Annotated in this window: 29 protein-coding genes; 19 read left to right on the top strand and 10 right to left on the bottom strand. The window is 35.7% G+C overall.

All coding sequences use genetic code 11. The features are described from left to right. Positions 1-368 precede the first annotated feature (368 nt). From LV469_06710 to dnaA, 10 genes are all read right to left on the bottom strand, one after another. A complete protein-coding gene (locus LV469_06710) occupies positions 369-1,025 on the bottom strand; it encodes a hypothetical protein (protein UHR02333.1) in 657 nt (218 codons plus the stop codon). 1 nt (position 1,026) lies between these two features. Further along, positions 1,027-1,809: a SigB/SigF/SigG family RNA polymerase sigma factor gene (locus LV469_06715; GenBank protein UHR02334.1), complete on the bottom strand. Its 783-nt coding sequence runs from the start codon at positions 1,807-1,809 to the stop codon at positions 1,027-1,029. Next, complete coding sequence (locus tag LV469_06720; protein ID UHR02335.1) at positions 1,806-2,153, bottom strand: hypothetical protein; 348 nt, start codon at positions 2,151-2,153, stop codon at positions 1,806-1,808. The genes LV469_06715 and LV469_06720 overlap by 4 nt, the downstream gene beginning before the upstream one ends. Next, complete coding sequence (locus tag LV469_06725) at positions 2,146-2,466, bottom strand: STAS domain-containing protein (protein UHR02336.1); 321 nt, start codon at positions 2,464-2,466, stop codon at positions 2,146-2,148. Before LV469_06725 ends, LV469_06720 begins: the two co-directional genes overlap by 8 nt. A gap of 8 nt (positions 2,467-2,474) precedes the next feature. Then, positions 2,475-4,901: a DNA gyrase subunit A gene (gyrA, locus tag LV469_06730; GenBank protein ID UHR02337.1), complete on the bottom strand. Its 2,427-nt coding sequence runs from the start codon at positions 4,899-4,901 to the stop codon at positions 2,475-2,477. A 9-nt stretch (positions 4,902-4,910) separates the two neighbouring features. Further along, complete coding sequence (gene gyrB / locus LV469_06735; protein ID UHR02338.1) at positions 4,911-6,836, bottom strand: DNA topoisomerase (ATP-hydrolyzing) subunit B; 1,926 nt, start codon at positions 6,834-6,836, stop codon at positions 4,911-4,913. A gap of 15 nt (positions 6,837-6,851) precedes the next feature. Beyond that, on the bottom strand, positions 6,852-7,916 hold the full coding sequence (recF, locus tag LV469_06740; GenBank protein ID UHR02339.1) for a DNA replication/repair protein RecF: 1,065 nt from the start codon (positions 7,914-7,916) through the stop codon (positions 6,852-6,854). Positions 7,917-7,923: 7 nt separating this feature from the next. Then, positions 7,924-8,130, bottom strand: coding sequence for an RNA-binding S4 domain-containing protein (locus LV469_06745; protein UHR02340.1), 207 nt, complete (start codon positions 8,128-8,130; stop codon positions 7,924-7,926). After that, complete coding sequence (dnaN, locus tag LV469_06750) at positions 8,127-9,221, bottom strand: DNA polymerase III subunit beta (protein ID UHR02341.1); 1,095 nt, start codon at positions 9,219-9,221, stop codon at positions 8,127-8,129. The genes LV469_06745 and dnaN overlap by 4 nt, the downstream gene beginning before the upstream one ends. Before the next feature lie 147 nt (positions 9,222-9,368). After that, a complete protein-coding gene (gene dnaA / locus LV469_06755; protein UHR02342.1) occupies positions 9,369-10,721 on the bottom strand; it encodes a chromosomal replication initiator protein DnaA in 1,353 nt (450 codons plus the stop codon). A 310-nt stretch (positions 10,722-11,031) separates the two neighbouring features. Between dnaA and rpmH the strand changes: the two genes are divergently transcribed. The 19 genes from rpmH (at position 11,032) to LV469_06850 (ending at position 24,731) form a co-directional block, all read left to right on the top strand. Continuing rightward, on the top strand, positions 11,032-11,166 hold the full coding sequence (gene rpmH, locus LV469_06760) for a 50S ribosomal protein L34 (protein UHR02343.1): 135 nt from the start codon (positions 11,032-11,034) through the stop codon (positions 11,164-11,166). A gap of 21 nt (positions 11,167-11,187) precedes the next feature. Next, positions 11,188-11,511: a ribonuclease P protein component gene (gene rnpA / locus LV469_06765; GenBank protein ID UHR02344.1), complete on the top strand. Its 324-nt coding sequence runs from the start codon at positions 11,188-11,190 to the stop codon at positions 11,509-11,511. Between the two features lie 14 nt (positions 11,512-11,525). Then, on the top strand, positions 11,526-11,753 hold the full coding sequence (gene yidD / locus LV469_06770) for a membrane protein insertion efficiency factor YidD (GenBank protein UHR03597.1): 228 nt from the start codon (positions 11,526-11,528) through the stop codon (positions 11,751-11,753). An 8-nt stretch (positions 11,754-11,761) separates the two neighbouring features. Further along, positions 11,762-12,493 carry a YidC/Oxa1 family membrane protein insertase gene (locus tag LV469_06775; protein UHR02345.1) on the top strand — a complete coding sequence of 244 codons (732 nt, stop codon included), beginning with the start codon at positions 11,762-11,764 and terminating at the stop codon, positions 12,491-12,493. Next, positions 12,471-13,256: a protein jag gene (locus LV469_06780; protein UHR02346.1), complete on the top strand. Its 786-nt coding sequence runs from the start codon at positions 12,471-12,473 to the stop codon at positions 13,254-13,256. The genes LV469_06775 and LV469_06780 overlap by 23 nt, the downstream gene beginning before the upstream one ends. Before the next feature lie 163 nt (positions 13,257-13,419). Further along, positions 13,420-13,998 carry a hypothetical protein gene (locus tag LV469_06785; GenBank protein UHR02347.1) on the top strand — a complete coding sequence of 193 codons (579 nt, stop codon included), beginning with the start codon at positions 13,420-13,422 and terminating at the stop codon, positions 13,996-13,998. After that, positions 13,986-14,543 (top strand): hemerythrin domain-containing protein, encoded by a 558-nt coding sequence (locus LV469_06790; protein UHR02348.1) that lies wholly within the window; start codon positions 13,986-13,988, stop codon positions 14,541-14,543. Before LV469_06785 ends, LV469_06790 begins: the two co-directional genes overlap by 13 nt. A gap of 360 nt (positions 14,544-14,903) precedes the next feature. Beyond that, entirely contained in the window at positions 14,904-15,665 is a 762-nt protein-coding gene (locus LV469_06795) for a ParA family protein (protein ID UHR02349.1), read from the top strand. After that, positions 15,658-16,545, top strand: coding sequence for a ParB/RepB/Spo0J family partition protein (locus LV469_06800; GenBank protein UHR02350.1), 888 nt, complete (start codon positions 15,658-15,660; stop codon positions 16,543-16,545). Before LV469_06795 ends, LV469_06800 begins: the two co-directional genes overlap by 8 nt. Further along, complete coding sequence (locus LV469_06805; protein UHR02351.1) at positions 16,542-17,438, top strand: PhzF family phenazine biosynthesis protein; 897 nt, start codon at positions 16,542-16,544, stop codon at positions 17,436-17,438. The genes LV469_06800 and LV469_06805 overlap by 4 nt, the downstream gene beginning before the upstream one ends. Positions 17,439-17,572: 134 nt before the next feature. After that, positions 17,573-17,884 (top strand): hypothetical protein, encoded by a 312-nt coding sequence (locus LV469_06810; protein UHR02352.1) that lies wholly within the window; start codon positions 17,573-17,575, stop codon positions 17,882-17,884. A gap of 69 nt (positions 17,885-17,953) precedes the next feature. Next, complete coding sequence (tpx, locus tag LV469_06815) at positions 17,954-18,454, top strand: thiol peroxidase (GenBank protein ID UHR02353.1); 501 nt, start codon at positions 17,954-17,956, stop codon at positions 18,452-18,454. Between the two features lie 605 nt (positions 18,455-19,059). Then, positions 19,060-19,989 (top strand): aspartate carbamoyltransferase, encoded by a 930-nt coding sequence (pyrB, locus tag LV469_06820; protein ID UHR02354.1) that lies wholly within the window; start codon positions 19,060-19,062, stop codon positions 19,987-19,989. After that, positions 19,982-20,416, top strand: coding sequence for an aspartate carbamoyltransferase regulatory subunit (locus LV469_06825; protein ID UHR02355.1), 435 nt, complete (start codon positions 19,982-19,984; stop codon positions 20,414-20,416). Before pyrB ends, LV469_06825 begins: the two co-directional genes overlap by 8 nt. Then, the gene (pyrF, locus tag LV469_06830) at positions 20,409-21,266 is read left to right on the top strand and encodes an orotidine-5'-phosphate decarboxylase (GenBank protein ID UHR02356.1); all 858 of its coding nucleotides are present in this window, start codon (positions 20,409-20,411) and stop codon (positions 21,264-21,266) included. The genes LV469_06825 and pyrF overlap by 8 nt, the downstream gene beginning before the upstream one ends. Beyond that, on the top strand, positions 21,256-21,996 hold the full coding sequence (locus LV469_06835; protein ID UHR02357.1) for a dihydroorotate dehydrogenase electron transfer subunit: 741 nt from the start codon (positions 21,256-21,258) through the stop codon (positions 21,994-21,996). The genes pyrF and LV469_06835 overlap by 11 nt, the downstream gene beginning before the upstream one ends. Further along, positions 21,989-22,885, top strand: a complete 897-nt coding sequence (locus tag LV469_06840; GenBank protein ID UHR02358.1) for a dihydroorotate dehydrogenase — start codon at positions 21,989-21,991, stop codon at positions 22,883-22,885. The genes LV469_06835 and LV469_06840 overlap by 8 nt, the downstream gene beginning before the upstream one ends. An 8-nt stretch (positions 22,886-22,893) precedes the next feature. Beyond that, on the top strand, positions 22,894-23,466 hold the full coding sequence (gene pyrE / locus LV469_06845; protein UHR02359.1) for an orotate phosphoribosyltransferase: 573 nt from the start codon (positions 22,894-22,896) through the stop codon (positions 23,464-23,466). Positions 23,467-23,474: 8 nt separating this feature from the next. Beyond that, complete coding sequence (locus tag LV469_06850) at positions 23,475-24,731, top strand: dihydroorotase (GenBank protein UHR02360.1); 1,257 nt, start codon at positions 23,475-23,477, stop codon at positions 24,729-24,731. Positions 24,732-24,820 lie beyond the last annotated feature (89 nt).

The following is a 24,820-nucleotide window of genomic DNA, read 5'->3' on the forward strand; positions in this document are numbered from 1 at the left end:
TTCTTTTTAATTTTATGTAATGTCTTTAATTTATAATTGGCAAAAAATATTAAGTTTTTTTATATGTATTATTTCTATATACATTTTATTTCAAAATTTTCTCTTATACAATACATATTTTAAATTTTTCTTCTATTTTTACTGATATAAAAGATGTTATTGATAAAAAAATGTGTTTTTTTTTCTTTTCATATGGGGTATCTGACCTGTAATTTAGGTTTTGACAAGTGTGTGTGCTTTTTGATATGTTCTATTATTTTGTTTTTTTTTTGCTTTATATATTTAAAAAATTAATAAAAAAATATGGTCATAAAGACCATTTATAACTTTAATTTTTAATTAATTTATCAAATCAAAAAGATGGTCCTTTAAGACCATCCCTTTGTGTGATATTTTGTTGAGTTTTTTATTCTGTCTATGGATATGAGTTGGATTATGCCCATCTCTGTTTTTTGAATTTCGTAGAGGTATTCTCCATCATCTACAAGTGAGCCTGTTTCTGCCGGGACGGATTTTTCCTCTAAAAGTTTTGATACATAGCCTCCCAGGGTCTTTATGTTTCCTGCATGGATTTCTATGTCGTAGGTGTTATTTATAAATTCTATTTCCTTGGCTGCTGTGAATATATATTCTGTATCTCTGGCTGGCTCTGTATCAGTCAAGTATTTTCTTACAAGAAAGAGTATGAGTATGGCTACTACTCCTATTAAAAGGTCTTTCATGTTGTCTGAATAGACAAGTAGCTTTCTTGCTATTACAAGACAGATTAAGTGGATTATGGTGGACTCTGTATGAGCTATCATGAGTAGGACAAATTCTATTGCCACGACTAAGAGTAAAACGTGGGATAAAAATTGCTTGAAGAGTTCATAGGAGACTTCTATTCCCGAGCTTAGAATCTCTACATAGTATTTTATTATGTCGGGTATGGAGATTACTATTCCTATAAGGAGAATTAAGGAGATTACTGCTTCTACTACAAAGGCTACTCTGTTTACGTAGGCTAAAAATTTTCTTCTGTTCATATCAAACCTCTATTGTTTTATTTATTTCTTTTTTTATTTTTTCGATTATTTTCTTTTCCACTCTGGAAACTGTCATCTGCGATATGTTCAACTTTTCTGCTATGGAGGCTTGGGTTTTTTTGTTGAAATATCTGTCTATTAGGATGGTCTTTTCGTTTTCGGTCAAAGTTTTGAAAAATTCTTTGAGAAAATCATTTATTTCTATCCTGTCAAAGTAGTCTTCTTCGACTCCTATGAGATCTCCTAGATTGACTTCTTTATCATCTGCTGATGAGTCATAGACCATGTCTAGAGAGCGGGGTGTGTAGACTTTTGAGGCTTCCATGCTTTCTATTATTTCTTCTGGACTTGCTCCTATATAGTCTGCTATGTCTTCTATGCTGGGTTTTCTCTGCTTTATTTGTGTTAGCTGACTTTTGGCAAGGTTTATTTTTTGTGAGAGTTCTTGGATTCTCCTTGGCACTCTTATGGTCCAGCCCTTGTCTCTGAAATATTTTTTTATTTCCCCTATTATGGTCGGGGTGGCAAAGCTTGAAAATTCAAATCCTTTTTCCGGGTCATACCTGTCGACTGCATATATAAGTCCCATGGAGGCGACTTGAAAGATGTCGTCATAGTCTATTCCCCTACCCATGTATTTTTTTGCAAGTATTTCAGCTATGTAGAGGTGTTCTTCTATGAGTATGTTTCTGATTTTCTTGTCTTTTGTCTTATAATATTCTAAGAAAAGCTCTCTCCTCTTGTCTTTGCTGAGGGTCTTTTCTTCTTGCAGCTTTTCACTCATAGAAGTACCTTTTCTAATATCAATTGATTATTTTCTGCTTCTAGCTTGTCAACTGTCGATTCTATTATTAGTTTGGACATTTCGTTTTCTTCTTTGTAAAGACTTTCCTTTTTTATGCCCTTTATTTTTATGACAAATTTTTCGCCGATTTCAAAAAGTATAAAAAGCTCTTTTGGTTCTTCTTCTAGAAGGCTTATGTTTAGAGCTTCTCCTACTGCCATTTTGATGTCTTCTACTGTTTCTAAGGAGACATTTTTACCAAGCAGGAGGCCTCCTATGAGGAGGCGGGTCGCTGGTAGATATTGCATTTTTTTAGGAATTTTGTATTCTATTAAATCAATCATCTGACCCGCTCCTTATTTCAAAAACTTCATCGAGTTTGGTTATTTTGAAGAGTTTTTCTATGTTGGGTTTTAGGTTTTCTAAGGATATTGTGTTGTTTTTGTCTTTTATTTCTTTTAAAAGATAGATCATGGCTCCCAAACCTGTGGAATCTACATATTCAAATTCATCGCCAACTATAACTATGTTTTTAGGATCTTCCTTGTACTTGTTTATTATTTCTGTCTTGAATATATCTGTGGAGTTTATGTCAAGTTCTCCTATGGGATAGACATAGAGCTTTTCTCTTGATTCAAATTTTAATCTGAAATCCATACTTCCTCCTAGTTTTCTCCAATATATTTTGCTACGGCTACAATTTCAGAATCTTTTAAGTTCATGAGTTTTACTCCACTTGTTGCCCTGCCTTGGATGGAGATGTCTGCGGCTTCTATTCTGATTATGACTCCTTTTTCTGTAATCATCATTAGCTCGTCTTCCTTATCTACTACTTTTGCACTCATTAGAGGACCTGTCTTTTCTTTGACGTTGTAGGTTATAAGTCCCTTTCCTCCTCTATTTTGAATCTTGTATTCTTCTGTTTTTGTCATCTTTCCATAACCTTTTTCAGATATTACAAGCAGGTACTTGTCTTTGAAATTGATATCAAAGCCTACAACTTGGTCGTCTTTTTCTAGTTTTATGCCTATGACTCCTATGGAATTTCTACCGAGGGGTCTTGTGTCTTTTTCTGAGAAATTGATGGCTTTACCTTTTTTAGTTACAAGGATTATTTCGTCTTCTCCTGATGTGGGCCTTACTCCGACTAGGTTGTCGCCTTCTCTTAGGTTGATGCCTATAATTCCCGATTTACGAATGTTTTTGTATTCATCAAGGTCCGTCTTTTTGATGTAACCTTCTTTGGTCACCATAAATAGATACTTGTCCTTGTGATTTTTGCTTATTGGCACGACTTCTGTCACTTCTTCTTTCTTTTGCAATTCCAAAAGATTTACTATGGCTGTTCCCCTAGCCTGTCTTGAGCCTTCGGGTATTTCATAGGCTTTTTTGCAAAAGACTCTGCCTAAAGATGTGAAGAAGAGGATGTTGTCATGGGTTGATGTTATATAGAGATCTTTTACGAAGTCTTCTTCTCTAGTTGTGAGGGCTGAGACTCCCGTTCCCCCTCTTTTTTGAGGTTTGTAGGTGCCTTCTGGCATTCTTTTTATATAGCCAAATTGAGTCATGGTGACTACTACATCTTCTTCTGGGATGAGGTCTTCTATATTTATTTCGCCTTCATCTGGAACTATTACTGTCCTTCTCAGATCCTTATATTTTTCTTTGATTTCTTCTAATTCTTCTATGACTACTTGGTCTAGGAGATTTTTGTTTTCCAAGATGGCCTTGAATTTTTGAATCTTTTTTATGAGATCTTCGTATTCAGCTTCTAACTTGTCTCTTTCCAAACCTGTTAGTCTTCTTATTTGCATACTTAATATTGCTTGACCTTGTTCTTTGGAAAGTCCAAATTCTTCTGTAAATTTATTTAAGGCTTCTTCATCTGTCTTGGATGATCTTACTATTTTTATTATTCTGTCTATGTTATCAAGGGCAATTTTTAAGCCTTCTATGATGTGGGCTCTAGCTTCAGCCTTTTTTAAATCAAAGCGGGTTCTTCTTGTTACTATTTCTTCTTGGTGCTTTATATAGTATTTTATGAGTTCTTTTAGGTTTAAAACTTTGGGAACTCCGTCTACTAAGGCCAGATTTATAATGCCAAAGGTGATTTGCATTTGGGTGTTTTTGTAGAGATTGTTAAGTACCACGTTGGCGTTGGCATCTCTTTTTATCTCAATTACAATCTTCATGCCTTTTCTGGAGGATTCGTCTCTTATGGCACTTATTCCTTCTAGTTTTTTATCTTTTACAAGTTCTGCAATCTTCATGATTAGATTGGCCTTGTTGACTTGATAGGGGATTTCTGTTACGAGAATCCTCTGCTTATTTTTGTATTCTTCTATTTCGGCTCTGGCTCTTACTTGGATTTTGCCTCTGCCCGTCTTATAGGCTCTTTCTATTCCATTTTTTCCAAGAATCAAGGCTCCTGTTGGAAAGTCTGGTCCCTTAATAGTTTTCATGAGTTCTTCAACTGATATGGACTTGTCTTTTATATAAAGCACGCAGGCATCTATGACTTCTTTTAGATTGTGAGGAGCCATATTTGTAGCCATGCCGACAGCTATACCAGCTGAACCATTTACCAAAAGATTTGGAAATCTTGATGGAAGGACTGTCGGTTCTACTTCTCTTTCATCAAAGTTTGGAACAAAATCTACTGTGTCCTTGTTTATATCTTTTAGCATTTCAAGTGCCAAGGGTGACATTCTAATTTCTGTATACCTCATGGCTGCTGGCGGGTCTCCGTCTACTGTACCAAAGTTACCTTGACCGTCTGCTAAGAGATAGCGAGTGTTGAAGTCTTGAGCTAGTCTTACGGCTGCATCATAGATTGAGGAGTCGCCATGGGGGTGAAATTTACCCATGATTTCTCCGACAAGACTTGCGGATTTTCTATATCCCTTGTCTGGTGTGATGCCAAGGGTTTGCATTCCATAAATTATTCTTCTGTGGACTGGTTTTAAACCGTCTCTGACATCCGGAAGGGCACGTGATACTATGACACTCATGGAGTAGTCTAAGTAGGATGTACGCATTTTGTCTTCTATGGATGCGTCTATTATTCCTGTTTCTCTATTTTCTGTTTCCATTTTCCACTCCTATGCATCTATGTTTGTGGCGTAAATTGCATTTTCTTGAATAAATTCTCTTCTGGGGTCTACTTCTGATCCCATAAGGGTTGAGAATACTTCATCTGCTTCTACTAAGTCTTCTATTTGGACTTTTATCAAAATTCTCGAGTCTGGATTCATTGTGGTCTCCCAAAGTTGGTCGGCATTCATTTCTCCAAGTCCCTTGTATCTGGAAATTTTGTAATTCTTTTCTCTGCCAAGTTCTTTCATGGCTGAGTCAAGTTCTTCTTCAGAGTAGCAATATCTTATGACTTTTTCCCCTCTTTTTATTCCAAATAGGGGTGATTTTGCCACATAGACATGACCTTCTTCTATGAGGGGTCTCATGTATCTAAAGAAGAATGTCAAAAGTAGGGTCATTATATGAGCACCGTCTACATCGGCATCTGTCATTATTATTATCTTTCCATATCTCAAGCCTTCTAATGAGAAATCGTCTCCTATACCCGTACCAAAGGCTGTGATCATATTTTTTATTTCTTCTGAATTTAAAATCTTGTCAAGTCTAGCCTTTTCTACGTTCATTATCTTTCCTCTAAGTGGGAGGATGGCTTGAATTTCTGAGTCTCTTCCTGTTTTCGCAGTGCCGCCGGCAGAATCTCCTTCGACTAGAAAGATTTCATTTTGTCCTATATCTGAAAGATGACAGTCCCAAAGTTTTCCGGGAAGTGCCATTGTATCTAGAACTGATTTTTTTCTGGTCAAATCTCTCGCCTTGCGAGCTGCTTCTCTTGCTCTTCTGGCTTGTAGGGCCTTGTCTAGAATCTGCTTGGCATCTTTTGGGCTTTCTTCCAAGAAGTTTATTAATTTGTCTGAAATTATAGAATCTACAATTCCTCTTATTTCAGAGTTTCCAAGTTTAGTTTTGGTTTGACCTTCGAATTGGGGATTGGGTAGCTTTACACTTATGACTCCAGAAAGTCCTTCTCTTACATCTTCTCCAGAGAGGTTTTCTTCTTTTTCTTTTATTATGTTGTACTTTCTTCCATAGTCATTTATAGTCCTTGTTAGGGCTGTTCTAAAGCCGGACATATGGGTTCCGCCTTCTTCTGTGTTGATGTTGTTGGCAAAGGTCAAAATTGTTTCAGAATAGGAATCTGTGTATTGGAAGGCAGCTTCTACTGCGACTCCTTCTTTTAATTCATCCATATATATTATTTTATTGTGGATAGGTACTTTTTTCTTGTTTATAAATTCTACAAAACTTTTAATCCCACCTTCATAGTGGTAGGTGTCTTTTTTGTCATTTCTATCGTCTATAAATTCAATTCTGATTCCCTTATTTAGAAATGCCATTTCTCTAAATCTCTTGGCTAGGATATCATAGTCAAATTCGACAGTTTCTTTGAATATTTCTGGATCTGGATAAAATATTATCTTGGTTCCAGTTTCTCCTTCTTCCGCTGTTCCTATGATTTGCAATTCACTTGTAGGATTTCCCTTTGAAAATTCTTGCTTGAATACTTTTCCTTCTCTTTTTACGATGGCTATGAGTTTGTTTGATAAGGCATTTACTACGGATACCCCTACTCCGTGTAGACCTCCAGAAACCTTATAGGCGTTATTGTCAAACTTTCCACCTGCATGAAGCACTGTGAGGACTGTTTCAAGTGTTGATTTTCCAGTTTGTGGATGGGTCTTTGTAGGTATTCCCGATCCGTTGTCTTCTACTGAGGCTGCCCCATCTTTTTCCAATCTTATTGTTATTTTGTCGCAAATTCCCGCAAGGGCCTCGTCAATTGAGTTGTCAACTACTTCATAAACCATGTGGTGAAGACCTCTAGGTCCTGTCGAACCTATATACATACCAGGTCTTGTCCTTACCGGCTCTAGCCCTGTTAAGACTCTTATGTCGTCTGCATCATAATGTCTACTAGTTTTTGATTTTACCATTATAATTCTTATCTCCTAAATTCTGATTATGTTAGCATCTTCTTCATATATGTCAAAATCAGTTGTTGTAATAAATGATTGAAGATCTCCCAAGTTTGAAAATAAATCTTTTCTTCTTTTTTCATCCAATTCTGAAAAAACATCGTCTAAGAGGAGAATCGGATTTATTCCTCTTAGTTCTTTTACCAGCTGACACTCTGAAATTTTTAGTGCCAAAACTGCTGATCGCACCTGACCTTGAGATCCGAAGTCTTTTAAATCTTTTTGATTAAAATAAAATTCTAAATCTTCTCTATGAGGTCCGATGCCGGTGTTTCCAAAATATCTATCTCTTTCTAAGTTATCTTTCAAAAGTTTTAAAAATTCTTTTTGCATTTCTCTTTCATCTTCCATATATTCAAGACAAGATTTGTAGGATATATGAAATTTTGCATCTTGCGAAAATATTTTTTTGAAATTTAAGGCTGAAACTTGCAAGAGTCTGTCTATATATCTTTTTCTACTTCTTATTAGGTAGCTTCCGTATTTTACCAACTGTCTATCATATATGTTTATTAAGCTGTCAAAATCCTTGGTATTTCTCATTTTTAAGAGTTTATTTCTCTGAGCAAGGACTTTTTTGTAATTTTTGTTGTTAAATTCATAGATGTAGGTCAAGTTTTCCAAACAGGAGTCTAGGAAGTTTCTCCTGTCTTGGGGCGAGCCTTTTATCATGAATATGTCATCCGGAGTGAAAACCACCTTGCTTCCTATTTGAGCAAGTTCTCTCAAGGATTTGATTACTTTTTCATTTATATAGATGGTCTTTACTTCTTTTGTCATTAAAATTTTAATGTCATATATAAGACCTGCTATATCAGCCTTGGCCTCTATACACATGGCCTCTGCTTGAAAATTTATGAGGTCCTTGTCTTTTGAATTTCTAAAACTTTTGCCATTTATACACATGCCTATGGCTTCTAGGAGGTTGGTCTTACCCCTGCCATTTTCTCCTAAAATTATATTTTTGTGTTCGCTTGGCTTTAAAATATATGACCTGTACGACCTAAAATCTACAAGCCGTAGGCTTAAAATTTTCATTTTCCACCTATTTTATTAGTATTTCTTGATTTTCAAAAAGAACCTTGTCTTTGGGTCTTAGTTTTTTACCTCTCATGGTACAGATTTCTCCATTTACCTTGACTAGCCCTTCTAAGATTAATTGTTTTGCTTCTCCACCAGAGTAAACTAGATTTAAGACTTTTAAGAGGTCTTGGAGCTTTATATATTCTGTTTCCAGCTTAAATTCGATCATCCTGCCAACCTCACTGGTAATACTAAGTAGAGGTAGGACTCATCATCTACTCCTTTTATGATAAGAGGATTTACTGAATCTATGAAGTTTAGCCTTACTTCTTCGTCTTCCATTATTTTTAATCCGTCTAGAAGGTATTTGGAGTTGAAGGCTATTTGTATTTCCCTGCCTTCCATTTGACAGAAAATATCTTCTTTTACATCTCCTATTTCTGAATTGGAAGATATATTTAGTATTTGGTCTTTTATTTCAACTCTCACAAGATTGGCTCTTTCTTCTTTTGCAAGTAAAGACGCTCTTTCTAATGAATTTATGAGTTCTCTTCTTATGACCTTGGCGACTAAATCATGGTCTTTTCTTATTAGCTCATCATAAGAAAAGAATTCACCTGCTAGTAAGGTCGAATAAAGGCAAGTAGACTCACTTTCAAAGGAAATTGCATTTAGACTTGTTATGATTTTTACTTCTCCTTCTTCCGGCAAGATTTTTGAAAGCTCTGTAAGCGATCTTGCCGGTATGATTGATTTTTCTTCTAAATCCACTTGTAAGTCAACCCTTTTTAGGGCCAATCTAAAACCATCTAGGGCTACAAAATTTATATGGTCTTTTTTTATGTGCATAAGAACACCGGTGAAGGTCTTTCTTATTTCATCTTGTGAAACCGCAAAACTTGTCTGCCTTATGGCTGTCTTTAGTTCTTGGCAATCCATTGTGAAACTTTGACTTCCGCTTATGGAAGGTATTTCAGGAAAACCTGATGCTGAGTGAATGCTTATGTTGAATTTTGACTTTTCGCATTTTATATTCATCATATTTTTGTCAACAGTGATGTCTATTAAGGCGTCTGGTAGCTTTCTTATGATGTCTCCGAAAAGTTTGGATGCTACAACAAATTCCCCATCTTCTGTGGACTTGCATTCTATTTTTGTAACTATACTTATTATGTTGTCAGTTGCGAAAAGAGTTATGGTATTGTCTTTTACTCTTACATAGATGCCTTCTAGTAGAGGATCTGTTGTCCTAGTCGAGATTGCTTTTTGTACTGTTGATATAGCTTGATTTAAGGAAATTTTATTTATTTTGAAATTCATTGTTCCTCCTAGATATAATAGATATATATTTAGTAATAGTAGTAGTACTTGTTGATTTGTTAATAAGTCCATCAAATAATAAAAAGTAGAACTTTTTTATTTGGATAAGTTGTGGATAAGTTTTTTATAAGTTTATTTTTATCCACATTAGGATTTTATTTTTGCCAAAATCTGCTTTATTTTTACTTTAAATTCCGTAGATTCTTCCATATTTTTACTTATCTTATCTATGGCGTGAATTACAGTTGAGTGATCTCTTCCTCCAAACTCCTCTCCTATTCTAGGAAGAGATAGTTCAGTTAGTTCTCTTGTTATATACATGGCAATTTGCCTCGGGAAGGCTATGTTTGCTGTCCTCTTTTTGGAGTTTAGATCTTGAACCGAGATTTGAAATTCTTTTGCTACAACTTGCTTTATATAGTCCGAATTTATGACTTTTTTCTTTTTGGAATCTATCAAATCTTTTAATACTATCTTGGCTATATCTGTTGAGATATTTCCATTTACAAGCTTGGAATAGGCTATGATACTAGAAAGAGCTCCCTCTAGCTCTCTGATGTTGCTTCTGACATTTTCAGCTATTAAATTTATGATTTCTGCATCCACTTCAAAGCCTTCTGAATCGGCCTTATTTCTCAAAATGGCTATTCTAGTTTCCAAATCTGGCGGGCCTATATCCACAACAATGCCCCAGGCAAATCTTGAAATAAGTCTTTCTTCTAGTTTTTTGATTTCCTTGGGAGGCTTATCAGATGTCAAGACTATCTGTTTATTTCTGGAGTGAAGTTCGTTAAAGGTATTAAAAAACTCCTCCTGAGTGGTGTCTTTGTCAGCTATAAATTGGATATCATCTATTAGAAGAAGGTCGACAGATCGGTATTTTTGTCGAAATTTTTCATTAGTTCCCTTTTGAATTGAATTTATGAGTTCGTTTGTAAACTGCTCACTTGTGACATAGAGAACTTTTTTGTTCGGGTCTTGTTCCAAATAAAAATGACCTATGGCCTGCATAAGGTGAGTTTTACCAAGTCCAACTCCACCATATATAAAAAGAGGGTTGGCCTGCACTCTAGAAGGGTCGTCATAATTTTCAGCTACTTGAAGGGAGATTGCCCTGGCAAATTCGTTTGATTTTCCAACTACGAATGTATCGAAGGTGTATTTTTCGTTGAGCCTTGAAAAATTTCTAAAAATATCTTCCTTTTTTATATGTAGAGAATCTTTGATGTCAAAATCTTCTTGATCATCTGTTGAAATTTTTATCTCAAAATCTACACCTGTGACTTCCCTAACAGAATCTTTTATGAGTTTGAAATGCTTGGGAGTGTTGTTTAAATAAGTTGAAATAAAAGCTGTGGGAACAGTCATTGCAAAAATATTTTTATCATAATCTATGGACTTGTATTTTAATTTAGAAAACCAGGTGTGATAAGTCGCCGGGTTCATGGAATTTTTTTCTATTATTTTCATTATTTTAGAAAATAGCCCGTCCATTTCCATATTGAAATAGCCCTCCTCTTTTGTAGTGATGTGGAAAACATCTTTATAATCAACAAAATTATTGCAGCTTAAAAAGTGACTTATCCACAAAGTATAAACAGGTTGTTTATAAAAATTAAGTATAATTGCTTGTAAAAAGCAAATTTATCCACAATTATTTTATCAAAAAGCCAAAAACTTATCAACAAAGTATCCACAGGCAAATTTGTCAAAAAATCCTTAAAAAAGTGGTATTTGTAGACAAAAAACTTGACATAAGGGTCTGGTGGTCAATATAATACTAGTTAGCTTTACGAAAGGAGGGATAAATGTGAAAAGAACATTTCAACCAAAAAATAAGTCTAGAAAAAGAGAACACGGTTTTAGAGCTAGAATGAGAACTAAAAACGGTCGTGCTGTTTTGAAGGCTAGAAGAAGAAAGGGTAGAAAGAGACTTTCCGCATAAGTTATGGATAAGGACATCTATTTGAAAAAGAGTCGAGACTTTGATTCGGTTTATGGAAAGAGAAATATTTTCGGAAACAGAAACCTCACTTTTTACATGAAAAAAAATAGAATGGGTCATCCTAGATTGGGATTTTCCATTTCTAAAAAGGTCGGCAATGCCGTTACTAGAAACTTGCTAAAAAGAAGGCTCAAGTCCATATATAGACAATATAAGGATATTTTGAATTTGGGAGTCGATGGGGTAATTGTAGTAAAAAAAAGCTGCGTAGATATTTCTTATAAAGAATTGGAGGGCTCTTTTGTTCACGTTATAAGGGGTGGCTTAAAAAAATTTAAGAGGTGATTATATTGAAATTTATGATGGATTTGCCTAAAAATTTCATGTTGATTTTAATAAAATTTTATCAAAAAATTATTTCACCTTATATTTTTCCAGGAGCTCATTGTCGATTTAGACCGACTTGTAGCCAGTATGGTAAAGAGGCTTACGAAAAATACGGATTTTTTAAGGGAAGCTATCTCTTGATAAGAAGAATTTTAAGATGTCATCCATTTTCTAAGGGAGGATATGATCCCTTACCATAGGAGGATAAATGGAATTACTAAGAAATGTCTTGGGAATGTTTGTAAGGGCAATCTATGATGGGCTTCAAGGAGCCTTTGCAGAGCCTAGTTCTGTATCATTTTTTGCAATATCTATAGTTCTTGCAACGCTGATTCTCAAGCTGGTTATGTTGCCTCTTAGCTTTTCTCAAATTAAAAACCAAAAGAAGATGGCTATTTTGCAGCCAGAAATTGAAAAGCTAAAGCAAAAATACAAACACGATCCCCAAACTCTTGCACAAAAACAACAACAGCTCTACAAGGATTCTAATTACTCAATGTTGGGAGGATGCTTGCCTATGATATTTACCCTAGTGGTACTTATCGCTTTTTATAGGGTGTTTATGTATCCGGCTCAATATATCTTTAAAGAAGCGGGAATGTATGATTCAATTCAAAAGAATTTTTTCTACATCTCCAATATAGATAATCCCGATCCAAGCGTGATCTTGCCATTTTTAGCAGGTCTTTCGACCTTCCTTTCGAGTTACTTGGCTCAAAAGGCAAATGAAAGTCAAGGTATGGACCAGGGCAAGAGTATGATGAATACAATGATGCTCGTGATGCCTGTTATGATCTTCATGATGGGTAGGAGATTTGCTGCTGCACTTGTAATCTATTGGATTGTTTCAAACTTATTCCAAGTTTTACAACAACAAATTACCAATATGGTTATAAAAAAGACCGAGGAGGATAAAGATGTACCTGATAAAGACAGCTAAGACTGTTGAAGAAGCTGTTAATGAGGCTCTTATTGAACTTGGAAAAAATGAAAGTGAAGTCGAAGTCGAAATTATAGAAGAACCAAGCAAGGGCTTTTTTGGCCTTATAGGTAGCAAGGAAGCTACTGTAAAGGTGACTGTAATTCAAGATGCTAAGGATATTGTAAAAGAAATTTTCCAAGAAAAAAAGGAAAGAGAGAAGAGCCAAGAATCTGAAACTTCTGATGACTTAGAAGAAGAAATTGAAGAAAAAATAGAAGTTTTAGAAAATGAGATAGAAAGAGAAGAAGAGGATGAAGAAGCTAAGATAGATTCAGTAGTCTTTGGATTTTTGAATAAAGTTTTATCAAATCTTGGAATTGAATATGAAGTAGAAATTGAAAGAGTGGACAACTTTCTAAATATAAACATCTTAGGTGATGAGGAAAAATTGGGAATTGTAATCGGAAAAAGAGGAGTGACTCTGGATTCGATTCAATATCTGCTCTCTCTACTTGTAAACAAGGTGTCACAAACCTATATAAGGGTTATAGTCGATGCATCAGGTTATAGAAAAAAGAGAGAAAATACTCTAGTGGAGCTTGCTGAAAGAATGGCTGATAAGGTCGTGAAATCTGGAAGATCAATAAGACTAGAACCTATGAATGCTGCTGAAAGAAGAATCATTCACTCAGCTCTTCAATCTTTTGAAGGAGTATCAACCCATTCAGAAGGAAAAGATCCTTACAGAAAGGTTGTCATTCAAAAAGAAAGAGAATATTGAGATTTTGAATTTTAAACTAAAACAGATCGAAAATTTGATCTGTTTTTTTTATTGTAAACAAGAGATACGGGAATAAGTTTTTAAGACTTAAAAGTGTGGCAAATGTCACAGATTTATTTAAGCTTTTGTAATATACTCTACTCATAAAAGAAAAGGAGAGAGTATGAGCAGATTTTTGTCAGCAATTCATTATTTTATGTACAATAAAATCAAATATTTAGATTGGATAAATAGAGACCTTTTGGAAAAATTTGACCTCGAGGAAAAAAGAGAAGAAGTTTTGAGATACGCTGGTAGCCTTGAAGAGGGAAACTTGGAAGATATCATAAATTTAGAAAACATTCATGGATGGATAAATCAAAATATCTCCATAGTGGAGCTTGGTCTTGCAAAGACTGTGGATTTAATTCTTGAAAAAAATAATTTAGACGATATAAAAAATTATTTTTATAAGCTGGGACTAGAGGAAGGTAAACAAATCGAAAAACCTATTCAAGTCTTTGAAAAACTAAATGAGAGATTTTTAGATGGGATGCCCTGTGATAGGGCCTTGGAACTTTTAAAAGAGAATGAGGATGGGATTGCCTGGAGGGAGAATCTAGAAATACATTCAAAATTCTGGAAAGATAAAGGCGTTATTTATAGAGAATTGAGAAATAACTTTGTGAAAGGTTTATGCAAGTCTTATAATTTAAACTATATAGATTCGTCTGATATTAAGGAGGTAAAATGTACTGTATAGATGTTTTAGTAAAAGAACATGAAAATATTTCAAAATTTTTGGATATAGTAGAAAAAGAATGTGTGGATATTTTAGAAGGTAAGAAATTAAATCCAGACTTTTTCAAAAGGGCTATATATTTTATAAGAAATTATGCCGATAAAAAGCACCATGGCAAGGAGGAAGATTTCTTATTTAAAGAGATGAGCGCCAATCTAGGTCAGGCAGCTCAAAAAGTAATCCAATACGGCATGCTTGCAGAGCATCAAATGGCAAGGGCAACAGTTATGATCCTAGAAGATGCCATAGAAAACTACGAAAAAGACCCATCAGCTCTTAATAAACTTCACATAATAGCAAACACCATGTCTTATGTATATCTTTTAAGAAGGCACATATATCAAGAGAATAATGTGGTCTACCCCCTAGGAGAGAGCAAGCTTGATAGAGATACACTCGAAAAAGTAAACGAGGATACCAAAAACGCAGAAGACACCGATAAAAATGATTGGCTAAATCTCTTTGAAGAACTTGGAATCGACACAAGCAATCTAAAAAAAGATTAAAAAGTTAGCAAAAAAATTTTTAAGTACAGATAAAATTAATATACACTTTTAAAGAAAACAAAATAACTTAGAAAAAGTTTTACTATAAAAATTATTAACAAAGACACAAACAAATACTAAAAAGAAAAATAAAAAACCGTTTCACGTGAAACGGTTTTTGTGTTTTAAAATAAAATCAAAAAAACTTACAAGACAACAAAGAACTTATAAAAGAATAAAAATTTTTAAAAATCCTCATACATAATAGGTGGCAAAATTAAATGCGGCACAAATAAAAAACAAAAAATAAATTCGTGCGTTTCACGTGAAACGCTTTTAAATAAATTTAAAAGCAAGTATAATAAACAAAGAGGTGAAAAAATGACTAAAGTAATCACCGTCTTTAATCAAAAAGGCGGCGTTGGAAAGACCACAAGCACTATAAATCTAGCTTGTGCTTTGGGCTTGAGAAGAAAAAAGATTTTAATAATAGATATGGATCCCCAAGCAAATGCGACATCGGGTCTTGGAATTGAAAGACATAGGGAAGACAACATCTATGATTTTTTAATAGATAAGAAAAATGTGACAGTAAAAAGTGAAGAAAAAAATGTTTGGATACTGCCTTCTGGTTTAGAATTGGCTGGTATAGAGATAGAACTTGCACAAATGGATAAGTGGCAATTTCTTTTAAAAGACAATTTGGAGACCATAAAAGATGAGTTTGATTATATCTTTATAGATTGTCCGCCGTCTTTGGGAGTGCTTTCCATAATTGCTCTTAGCGCTTCTGATTCAATAATAATTCCTGTGCAATGCGAATACTATGCCCTAGAAGGTGTGGGCCAACTCATGTCTACTATAAATTTAATTAAAAACAACTTTAACAAGGACCTTGAAATAGAGGGAGTGCTTTTGTGCATGTTTGATGGCAGAAATAATTTGGCCTTAGATGTCAGAGCTGAAGTTGAGAAATTTTTCGACAAAAAAGTTTATCAAACGCTCATACCGAGAAATGTCAGATTGGCAGAGGCACCTTCTTTTGGCATGAGTGTCTTGAGATATGATAGCCCCAGCAAGGGGGCCAAGGCCTATAAAAATTTGGCTAAGGAATTTTTAAGAAAGGAGAAGAAACGTGACTAGTAAAAAAAGAGGACTGGGTAGAGGAATACAAAATTTTATAAAAGACAAGGAAAAAGTAGAAGAACTGATAGGAGATGATAAGGACCCCAAAAGTTTAGTAGAAGTAAACATAGATTCTATATATCCAAACCCGAATCAAGCTAGAAAAGTTTTTTCTCAAATAGAACTGGAAAATTTAAGGGATTCAATTCTGCAATACGGTCTACTTTCTCCCTTGCTAGTTAAAAAAGAAGATGATAAGTATATAATCATAGCGGGAGAAAGAAGGTATAGAGCAAGTAAACTAGCTGGCTTAAAAAAACTCCCAGTTATAGTAAAGGATTTGGCCCAAGAAGATGCCGACAAAATTTCTCTAATTGAAAACATACAAAGGGTGGACCTAAGTCCTCTTGAAGAGGCCAAGGGCTATGATGATATTTTGACTTCTTATGACATATCAATTCAGGAGTTGGCAGAGACCATCGGAAAATCCAGACCTTATATATCCAATGCTTTGAGACTTTTGAAGCTGGATGAAAGGGTTCAGGAATTTTTAAAAGAAGGTCTTATAAGCAAGGGTCATGCGATTTTGCTCTTGTCTGTGGAGGATAAGGATCAGCAATACAAAAATGCTCTTAGAATTATAAAATCAGGCTCTTCTGTCAAGGAGACTCTTATCCTGATAGATGATACAAAAGAAGATAAAGACAAAAACAATTTAAAAACCAAGAAAGATAGGGATATTTTTTTGGAGGATATTTTAGAAAAACTTTCCGACAAGCTTGGCACCAAGGTCTATTTGGAAAAGGGAAAAAAGAGTCAAATTCTTAAAATTGAGTGCTACGGAGATGAAGATTTCTCACGCATAAGTGAGATGATTTTAGGAGGTGAGGATTATTGAAAAGGCAATTTAATATGCTTCTTGTAAATGCCTTTGCAAGCAGGTCATTTAGGGGTAACACCACAGGAGTTGTAATTGCAGATGACTTGTCTACGGGTGAGATGCAAAATATAGCAAGAGATCTCAATCAAACAGAGACTGTCTTTGTGGAAAAGCTCGACAGGGAGAGATATAAGACCAGATTTTTCACTCCAAAAAGAGAGCTTAAACTCTGCGGCCATGCTACGATTGCGACTTTTTACTCTCTTGCCGAACAAGGCTATATTACAGCTGAAGAATCTGGAACAAAGACCATAATACAACACACAGATTCTGGAAAAATAAATGTAGAGATAATATATAAAGATGGAAAGGTCGAGTCAGTCTATATGTATATGACAGACTTGGCATTTGAAAAGACTGATGTTAAAAGTGATTTAGCAAAGGCTCTTGGTATAAAAGAGTCCGACATAGGTCTTTCAAACTATGACGTAGAGCCAAAATATGTGAGATGTGGTTCATCTAGTCTTGTTGTACCTGTAAAGACAAAAGAGATCCTTGAAAATATAAAGCTTGATAGGGCTTTGGCGGAAAAGCTATCCAAGGATTTGGAAGTCGTATCAATCCAAGTATTTACAAGTGAGGATGGAGAGGAAATTTTTCAAAGAACTTTTTCTCCAGCAATAGGAATAGATGAGGAAATGGCATCTGGAACCAGCACAGGAGCCACACTTTATTATCTGGTAAAAGAGAAAATAAACAAGACCAATCTATCGACTCACATTCAGGGACTAGAGGCTGGTAGAGAGAGCAATTTGTCGGCTAAATTTTGCCCGGATGACGGTATAATTGGCAGAATTAAGGTCGGTGGAAGGGCCTATGTATTTTTAAATGGGGTGCTAAATATTCAATGACCAAGATGACACCAAGGCAAGTTAGACAATACAAAAAAAAGCAGAAAATTAGAAGGAGAAATCTCTTAATATTTTGTGTTTTGGTAATCTTCTTTATTTTTCTAATAGATAAGATCAACCTATCTAGGGGTATTTTGAAAATTAATAGAAAAGATGTCGCCTATGTTGAATTTATAAAATTCCAAGAAGGCAATATGAAGACGGTAAAAGACCCTGGAGAGGTTCGTAAAATTTTGAGAAATTTGAAACTCATAAGAGGAAAAGAAATAGAAGAAGATAGGGAAAATGACTTGGGAGTGACCTTTATAAATATCTATGACACCACCAATAAGAAGTGGGAATTGGCAAAATCGGGTATCTATCTAAAAATAAATGGAAAAACTTATGATATAGGTCAGAGTGGCTCAAGTCAATTTGACAAGACTTTTGAAAAATTTTCAAAATAGTAAAAATTTTGAGTGTAAAATACTAGATAAGATGGGTATATAAAATATATCTTATTAGGAGGTAATACAATGCAAGTAACATTCGGGGGAAACCCAGTAAAATTAATAGGCGAAGAAATTAAAGTAGGCGCAAATGTGCCAGACTTCGAACTTACTAAGAGAGATCTTAGTCCACTTACAAATAAAGATTTAAAAGGTAAGATTGTAATATATTCAATAGTTCCTTCAATCGATACAGGAGTTTGCTCACTTCAAACTAGAACTTTCAACGAAAGAGCAAGCGAACTTTCAGATGATGTTTTGATTTTGACTGTTTCGGAAGACCTTCCCTTCGCTCAAGCTAGATTTTGTGCAGCAGAAGGCATAGAAAACGCTGATATAGCATCTGATTACAAGACTAATGACTTTGGCAAAAAATTCGGATTTTTGATTGACGGATTGATGCTTCTAGCAAGAGGAATTGTAGTAGCAGATAGAGATGGCAAGGTTAGGTATGTTGAATATGTGCCTGAAGTGACTCACGAAGTAAACTTTGACAAGGCAATAGAAGAAGCTAAAAAATTAGTATAAGCATTTAGGGAGGATTCATTCCTCCCTTTTTTGTATCGGAATACAAAAAGCCTTTTAGAAAATTTTTAGATATGCCACTTAATAAATTTAAAAGTTTAAAAAAGGTTTTATCATTTTCACAAAAAAGACCAACTTGTGTAAATTTAGAACTTTAAAAAGATTTATTGATTTTCACAAGTTTTCCACAGACAGCAAAAACTTTAAAAATCTAAAACTTTATTTAAAAGGGAAAAAGCTGATATTTACAAGATTTGTAGGTTTTAAAAAATTTATTAGCAAGAGGGCAAGGAGATTGTGGATAATGTGGATAAGGTTGGGGATAATTTATATATAAGGGTTTTTGATTGTGGAAAGAGATTTTACATAATTTAAAATTAAAAGCTTCTTAAAAAATTAAAAATGATAGAGTAAAAGGAAGGGTGTCTTCTAGGAAAATGCAGGAGGACTTCAAGAGAGTAAAGATTTTTTACTTTAAAAATTATGGTCTTATAAAGTTTCATAAAAAATAAAATTATGCTTGCCCCAGAGGGCAAACTATGCTAGAATCACTCCCAGTGAAAATTTGTAGGCGAGTATTTACCTGAAATTTAGAAAGGAAAAAGCAAATGGAAAAAATCAAACATCTAATCTCCCATAATGATTTATCGGAAGAACAACTGAATTCTATTTTATCGCTTGGTGTTTCAATTAGTGAGAGTCCTGAGAAATATTCCAATGTTTGTATTGGAAAATTGCTAGGGGCTCTTTTTTTTGAGCCATCCACAAGAACTAGACTCAGCTTTGAGGCAGCAATGAACCGCCTGGGCGGCAGGGTAATAGGATTTTCTGAAGCAAGCTCAAGCTCAACATCAAAGGGAGAATCCTTGGCAGATACAATAAGAACAGTATCTTGTTATACAGATATTATAGCCATGCGCCATCCCAAGGAAGGCTCTGCACAAATAGCAGCCCAAGTATCCAAAGTGCCGATAATAAATGCAGGAGATGGTGGACACTTTCACCCGACCCAAACCCTGACAGATTTACTTACAATCTATAAGACCCTAGGTCATTTCGACCACTTGAATATAGGATTTTGTGGCGACTTAAAATTCGGACGAACAGTCCATTCGCTTATTTCTGCTCTTAGCAAGTATGAGGGAAATCACTTCAAGCTAATCTCACCAGAGGAGCTGAAGTTGCCAGAATATGTAAAGATGATGAATTTCAAGGACAAGAAAAATTACGAAGAAGTGAGCAACTTGAAGGAAAACATCAAAGATTTGGATATTCTTTACATGACAAGGGTTCAAAAGGAAAGATTTTTCAACGAAGAAGATTATGTTCGTTTGAAGGACACCTATATCCTAAATTCTGAAAAAATTGAAGATGCCAAAAAAGATCTCATCATCCTCCATCCCCTGCCTCGTGTAAATGAGATTGCAGTCGAAGTGGACAAGGACAAAAGGGCAAAATATTTCGAGCAAGTTCAAAATGGAATGTATGTTAGAATGTCGCTTATTATGCATATGTTAGGAGTTGAAAACCATGCTTAGTATTACAAGTATAAGAAGAGGAATTGTGATAGATCACATAAAACCGGGCAAGGGATATGAAATTTTTAAGCTACTAAAACTAGACACTGCAGACTATACCGTGGCCCTTATTATGAATGCAGACTCTAAAAAATACGGCAAAAAGGACATGATTAAAATTCAAAATGTCATCGACTTGGACCTTAACGTGCTGGGAGTTTTAGATGACCAATTGACAATTAACATCATAGAAGACGAAAAAATTGCAGAAAAAATTGAAATTGAAACTCCTAAATCCTTCACCGGCGTATTCAAATGCAAGAACCCCAGATGTATAAGCTCGGTAGAAAGGGATATACCACATGTTTTTGATCTTATTGATGCGAAAAATAAAATTTACAAGTGCCGCTATTGCGACCATCTACTCGAGGTAAGTAAGAATGACTAGTATAATGCAGAGCCTATACAACAGAGTAAAGGAAAAATCTAATATATGTGTGGGCTTGGATACAAAACTTGAATACATTCCAAAATCAGACCGTCATTTAAGCGTTAAAGACCAGCTATTTAACTTCAACAAGAGAATCATTGATGCGACTTCTGATTTAGTTTCTTGCTTTAAGCCGCAAATAGCTTACTATGAAGCTTGTGGCATAGAAGGGCTCATGGCCTACAAAGAAACTTTAAAATATTTAAAAAGCAAAAATCTCATAAGCATAGGAGATATAAAACGCTCAGACATAGCATCAACAGGTCAGATGTATGCCAAGGCCCACTTCGAAGGAGATTTTGAAGCTGACATCATAACCCTAAACCCCTACATGGGCTTTGACAGTCTAAAGCCATATCTTCCATATTTTGAGTCCGGTCAAAAAGGCGCTTTTGTTCTTTTGAGGACATCAAATCCTGGAGCCAAGGATATAGAAATGTTAGATCACAAGGGCGAGGCTCTTTTTATGACGGTAGGAGATGGCCTAAAAAAAATAAGTGAAAGTATAAAAAATGATAAAAATATAAGTCCGCTCGGCCTTGTAGTGGGTGCGACTCACGAAGAAGAGGCCAAAAACATAAGGCAAAGATTTAAAGATATGTTTTTCCTCATACCGGGTTATGGAGCCCAAGGAGGAAGGGCGGATGTCGTCAAAAAATATCTGGATGAGGATTTAAATATGGGAGTCATCAACTCGTCTAGAGCAATAATTACAAACTTCAAAAAATATGAAGATGGAGAGGACAAGATAGGCCACTATGCAAGAGAGGCTGTTCTAGCTATGAAACGAGATATTTATGGAGAATAATTACAAAAGCTACAAGATTAAAAAAAGAGAAAAGATGGCAAGGGGAATTTATAAACTCACCCTTGAAGGCAGAGAAAATGCAAGGCCTGGTCAGTTTTACATGCTTAGAGCTTGGCAAGACTACCCTCTTTTATCTCGTCCCTTGAGCCTACATGATTGTAAGGAGGAAGAATTTTCCTTCTTGTATCAAGAAAGAGGAAAGGGCAGCAAAATCTTAACCAGCTTGAAAGAAAATGATGAGATTAAGGTCTTGGGACCCTTGGGGCATGGATTTGAGATAGGAAACTATAAAAAAGTTGCCATGGTTTCTGGTGCTGTTGGTCTGGCGCCCTTTTTATATCTTGCAAAAGAACTCAAGAAAAGAAAAATAAAAGTGGATTTTTACGCAGGTTTTCAAGAAGAATCCTATGCCTTGGAAGACTTCAAACCCCTTGTTGAAAAAATTTATATCTCAAGCGACAAGGGCTTGGAGGGATTTCATGGAAATGTGGTCGAGCTTTTGAAAAGTAAAAAAATAGAGGACTATGAACAAATATATAGCTGTGGGCCCAATTCAATGCTTTATAGCCTTTTGAAGTTAGTAGATCCAAAAAAGACTCAGGTATCGCTAGAAGCTCACATGGCTTGTGGTTTTGGGGCTTGTCTGGGATGCAATATCGAAACGAGATCCGGAGAAAAAAGAGTTTGCCAGCATGGTCCAGTCTTTTCAGGAGGAGATATTATTGCTTAAGACAGAACTTTGTGGAAAAATTTTAAAAAATCCAGTGATTGCCGCTTCTGGCACCTTTGGATTTGGAAGGGAGTTTGAAAATCGCCTAGACCTCTCAAGACTAGGTGGGATTTCCAGCAAGGGGCTGACCCTTCATGAAAAAAGTGGCAATAGAGGTCGCCGCATCCATGAAACAGCCTCGGGCCTTATGAATAGCATAGGACTCCAAAATCCTTCTATTGAAAAATTTATAAAGGATGAGCTTAGCCACATGCAAGGCTATGGAACTGAGATCATAGTAAATCTTGGAGGCAACAATCTCAAAGAGTATGTGGAGGGAGCGAGACTTCTTTCAAGGCCGGGCTTTGATATTATCGAATTAAATATTTCCTGCCCCAATGTAAAAGCTGGAGGCATGGCTTTTGGCATGAAATGTGAATCGGCCTATAAGGTTGTATCTGAAGTTCGAAAGGTAACAGACAAAAAACTCATGGTAAAACTCAGTCCCAATGCCGATAATTTAGTAGAAGTGGCAAAATATTGCGAAGCTGCTGGAGCAGATGCCCTCTCTCTTGTAAATACCTTTAATGCTTTGGCGATTGATATTTATAAGAAAAAACCCATATTTGAAAATATCACAGCTGGACTTTCAGGGCCTGCCATCAAACCCATAGCCCTTAGAATGGTGAGGGATGTGAGCAGGGCTGTTAAAATTCCTGTCGTAGGCATGGGAGGTATTAGAAATTTTGAAGATGCCATAGAGTTTATAATGGCGGGAGCAAGAGCTATTCAAGTGGGAACTATGAATCTTATTAATCCCACAGCTATGATAGAAATTATAGAGGGCATGGAAGCTTTTATGAAGACCGAAAAAATCAAAAGTTTAGATGAAATAAGAGGAATAATATAGGAGTTAATATGGAAAAAATAATGGATATTTTAAAAGAAACGGGAGCAATAATGAAGGGACACTTTCTTCTATCATCTGGTCGTCATGCAGACACCTACATCCAATGTGCCAAGGTCTTACAAGATCCTAAAAAGGCGGAAGAAGTCATGGAAGAAATTAAAAAGCAAGTTGAGGATCTAAACTTGGATGTAATAGTCGGCCCAGCCATAGGAGGAGTCTTGCCAGCCTATGAGCTTGCAAGGCAATTAAAAGTCATATCCATGTTTACTGAACGTGAAGAAGGGGTTGTCAAGTTGCGCCGAGGTTTTCAAATAAAGCCGGGTCAAAGAGTTTTGGTTTCTGAAGATGTAGTCACAACTGGAAAATCGTCTCTTGAAGCCATAAGGGCAATAGAAGCTCTAGGAGCAGAGGTGCTTGGTATAAGTTGTATTATCAACCGCTCCAGCAAAAAAACTCTAGACAAGTATCCCATATACTCAGTAATCAGTTTAGATGTGGACTCTTTCGAAGAAAAGGACTGCCCTCTTTGCAAGCAAAATAAGCCAATAGTAAAACCGGGCAGCCGAAATATGAAAAAGTAGGATAAGATATGTTAATAAAAAACACCCGCCTCATTGACCCGGCATCTAATTTTGATGCTAGGGTCGACCTACTCATTAAAGACGGAAAAATTGCAAAGATTGCCCCAAAAATCGAAGCCTGCGAAGAAGTTTTAGATGCAGAGGGGTTGGTTTGTGCTCCTGGATTTATAGATGGTCATGTTCACTTGAGAGAACCGGGTCAAACTCACAAGGAAACCATAGAAAGTGGAGCAGCTGCTGGAGCTGCCGGAGGCTTTACAAGACTAGTTGCCATGGCAAATACTAAACCCATAATCGACTCGCCTGAAGAGTTAGAAAAAATTCAGGAAAAAATGAGAAGACAAAAAATTCATATTCACTCTGTGGCGGCAATCAGCAAGGGTTTTAGGGGCGAGGAACTCACAGACTTCAAAAGGCTAAAAGAAGCGGGAGCCATTTGCCTAAGCGATGATGGGATAGCAATTTTGAAAGAGGAAACCATGGAAAGGGCCTGCAAGGAAGCTGTAAAATATGACTTTATTCTCAGCTTGCATGAAGAGGACAGAAAGATGATAGGTCTTGCCGGCATAAACGAAGGCAAAATTTCAAAAATGTTAAATATGAAGGGAGCACCCAGACAAAGTGAGATAAGCATGGTAAAAAGAGATATAGCCATAGCCAAAAAAACTGGAGCCCAGATAAACATCCAGCACATAAGCGCTAAAGAAAGTGTGGATTTGGTTCGCCAAGCTAAAAAAGAAGGAGTAAAGGTCTATGCCGAGGCGACTGCCCATCATTTTTCTCTAACAGACCAAGCTATTGTAGAGTTTGGAAGTTTGGCAAAGGTAAATCCTCCTCTAAGAGAAGAAGAGGACAGACTTGCAATTATTTGTGGTCTAAAAGATGGCACCATTGATATGATAGCAACAGACCACGCTCCCCACACCTTAGATGAAAAAGCGAGAGCCTTTGAGAAATGCCCGAGCGGTATGATAGGTTTGGAAACGGCCTTTTCTCTTGCCTTAAAATATCTTGTAGAGCCAGGTCATCTTAGCCTTTCTCAAGTTATTGAAAAAATGAGCTTAAATCCAGCCAAGATTTATAAATTTGATGCAGGAAAAGTTCAAGAAGGAAAAGCAGCAGATTTGGTCTTGTTCTCGACAAAAGAAAAAACAAGCTATAAAGACTTCAAGTCAAAATCTTCAAACACACCCTTTAGGGGGCAAAGCCTTTTAGGAAAAATTAAATACACCCTTGTAGATGGAGCCATAGTATATAGGGGTTGAAAGCTAAAAAATATAAAATGGCAAAACACATACTTAGCGATTCTAAAATAGTATATATAAAAAGAGGTCAGGATATAAAAGTCTTGACC

The organism is Peptoniphilus sp. GNH (genome assembly GCA_021307325.1).
Lineage (GTDB): Bacteria > Bacillota > Clostridia > Tissierellales > Peptoniphilaceae > KA00134.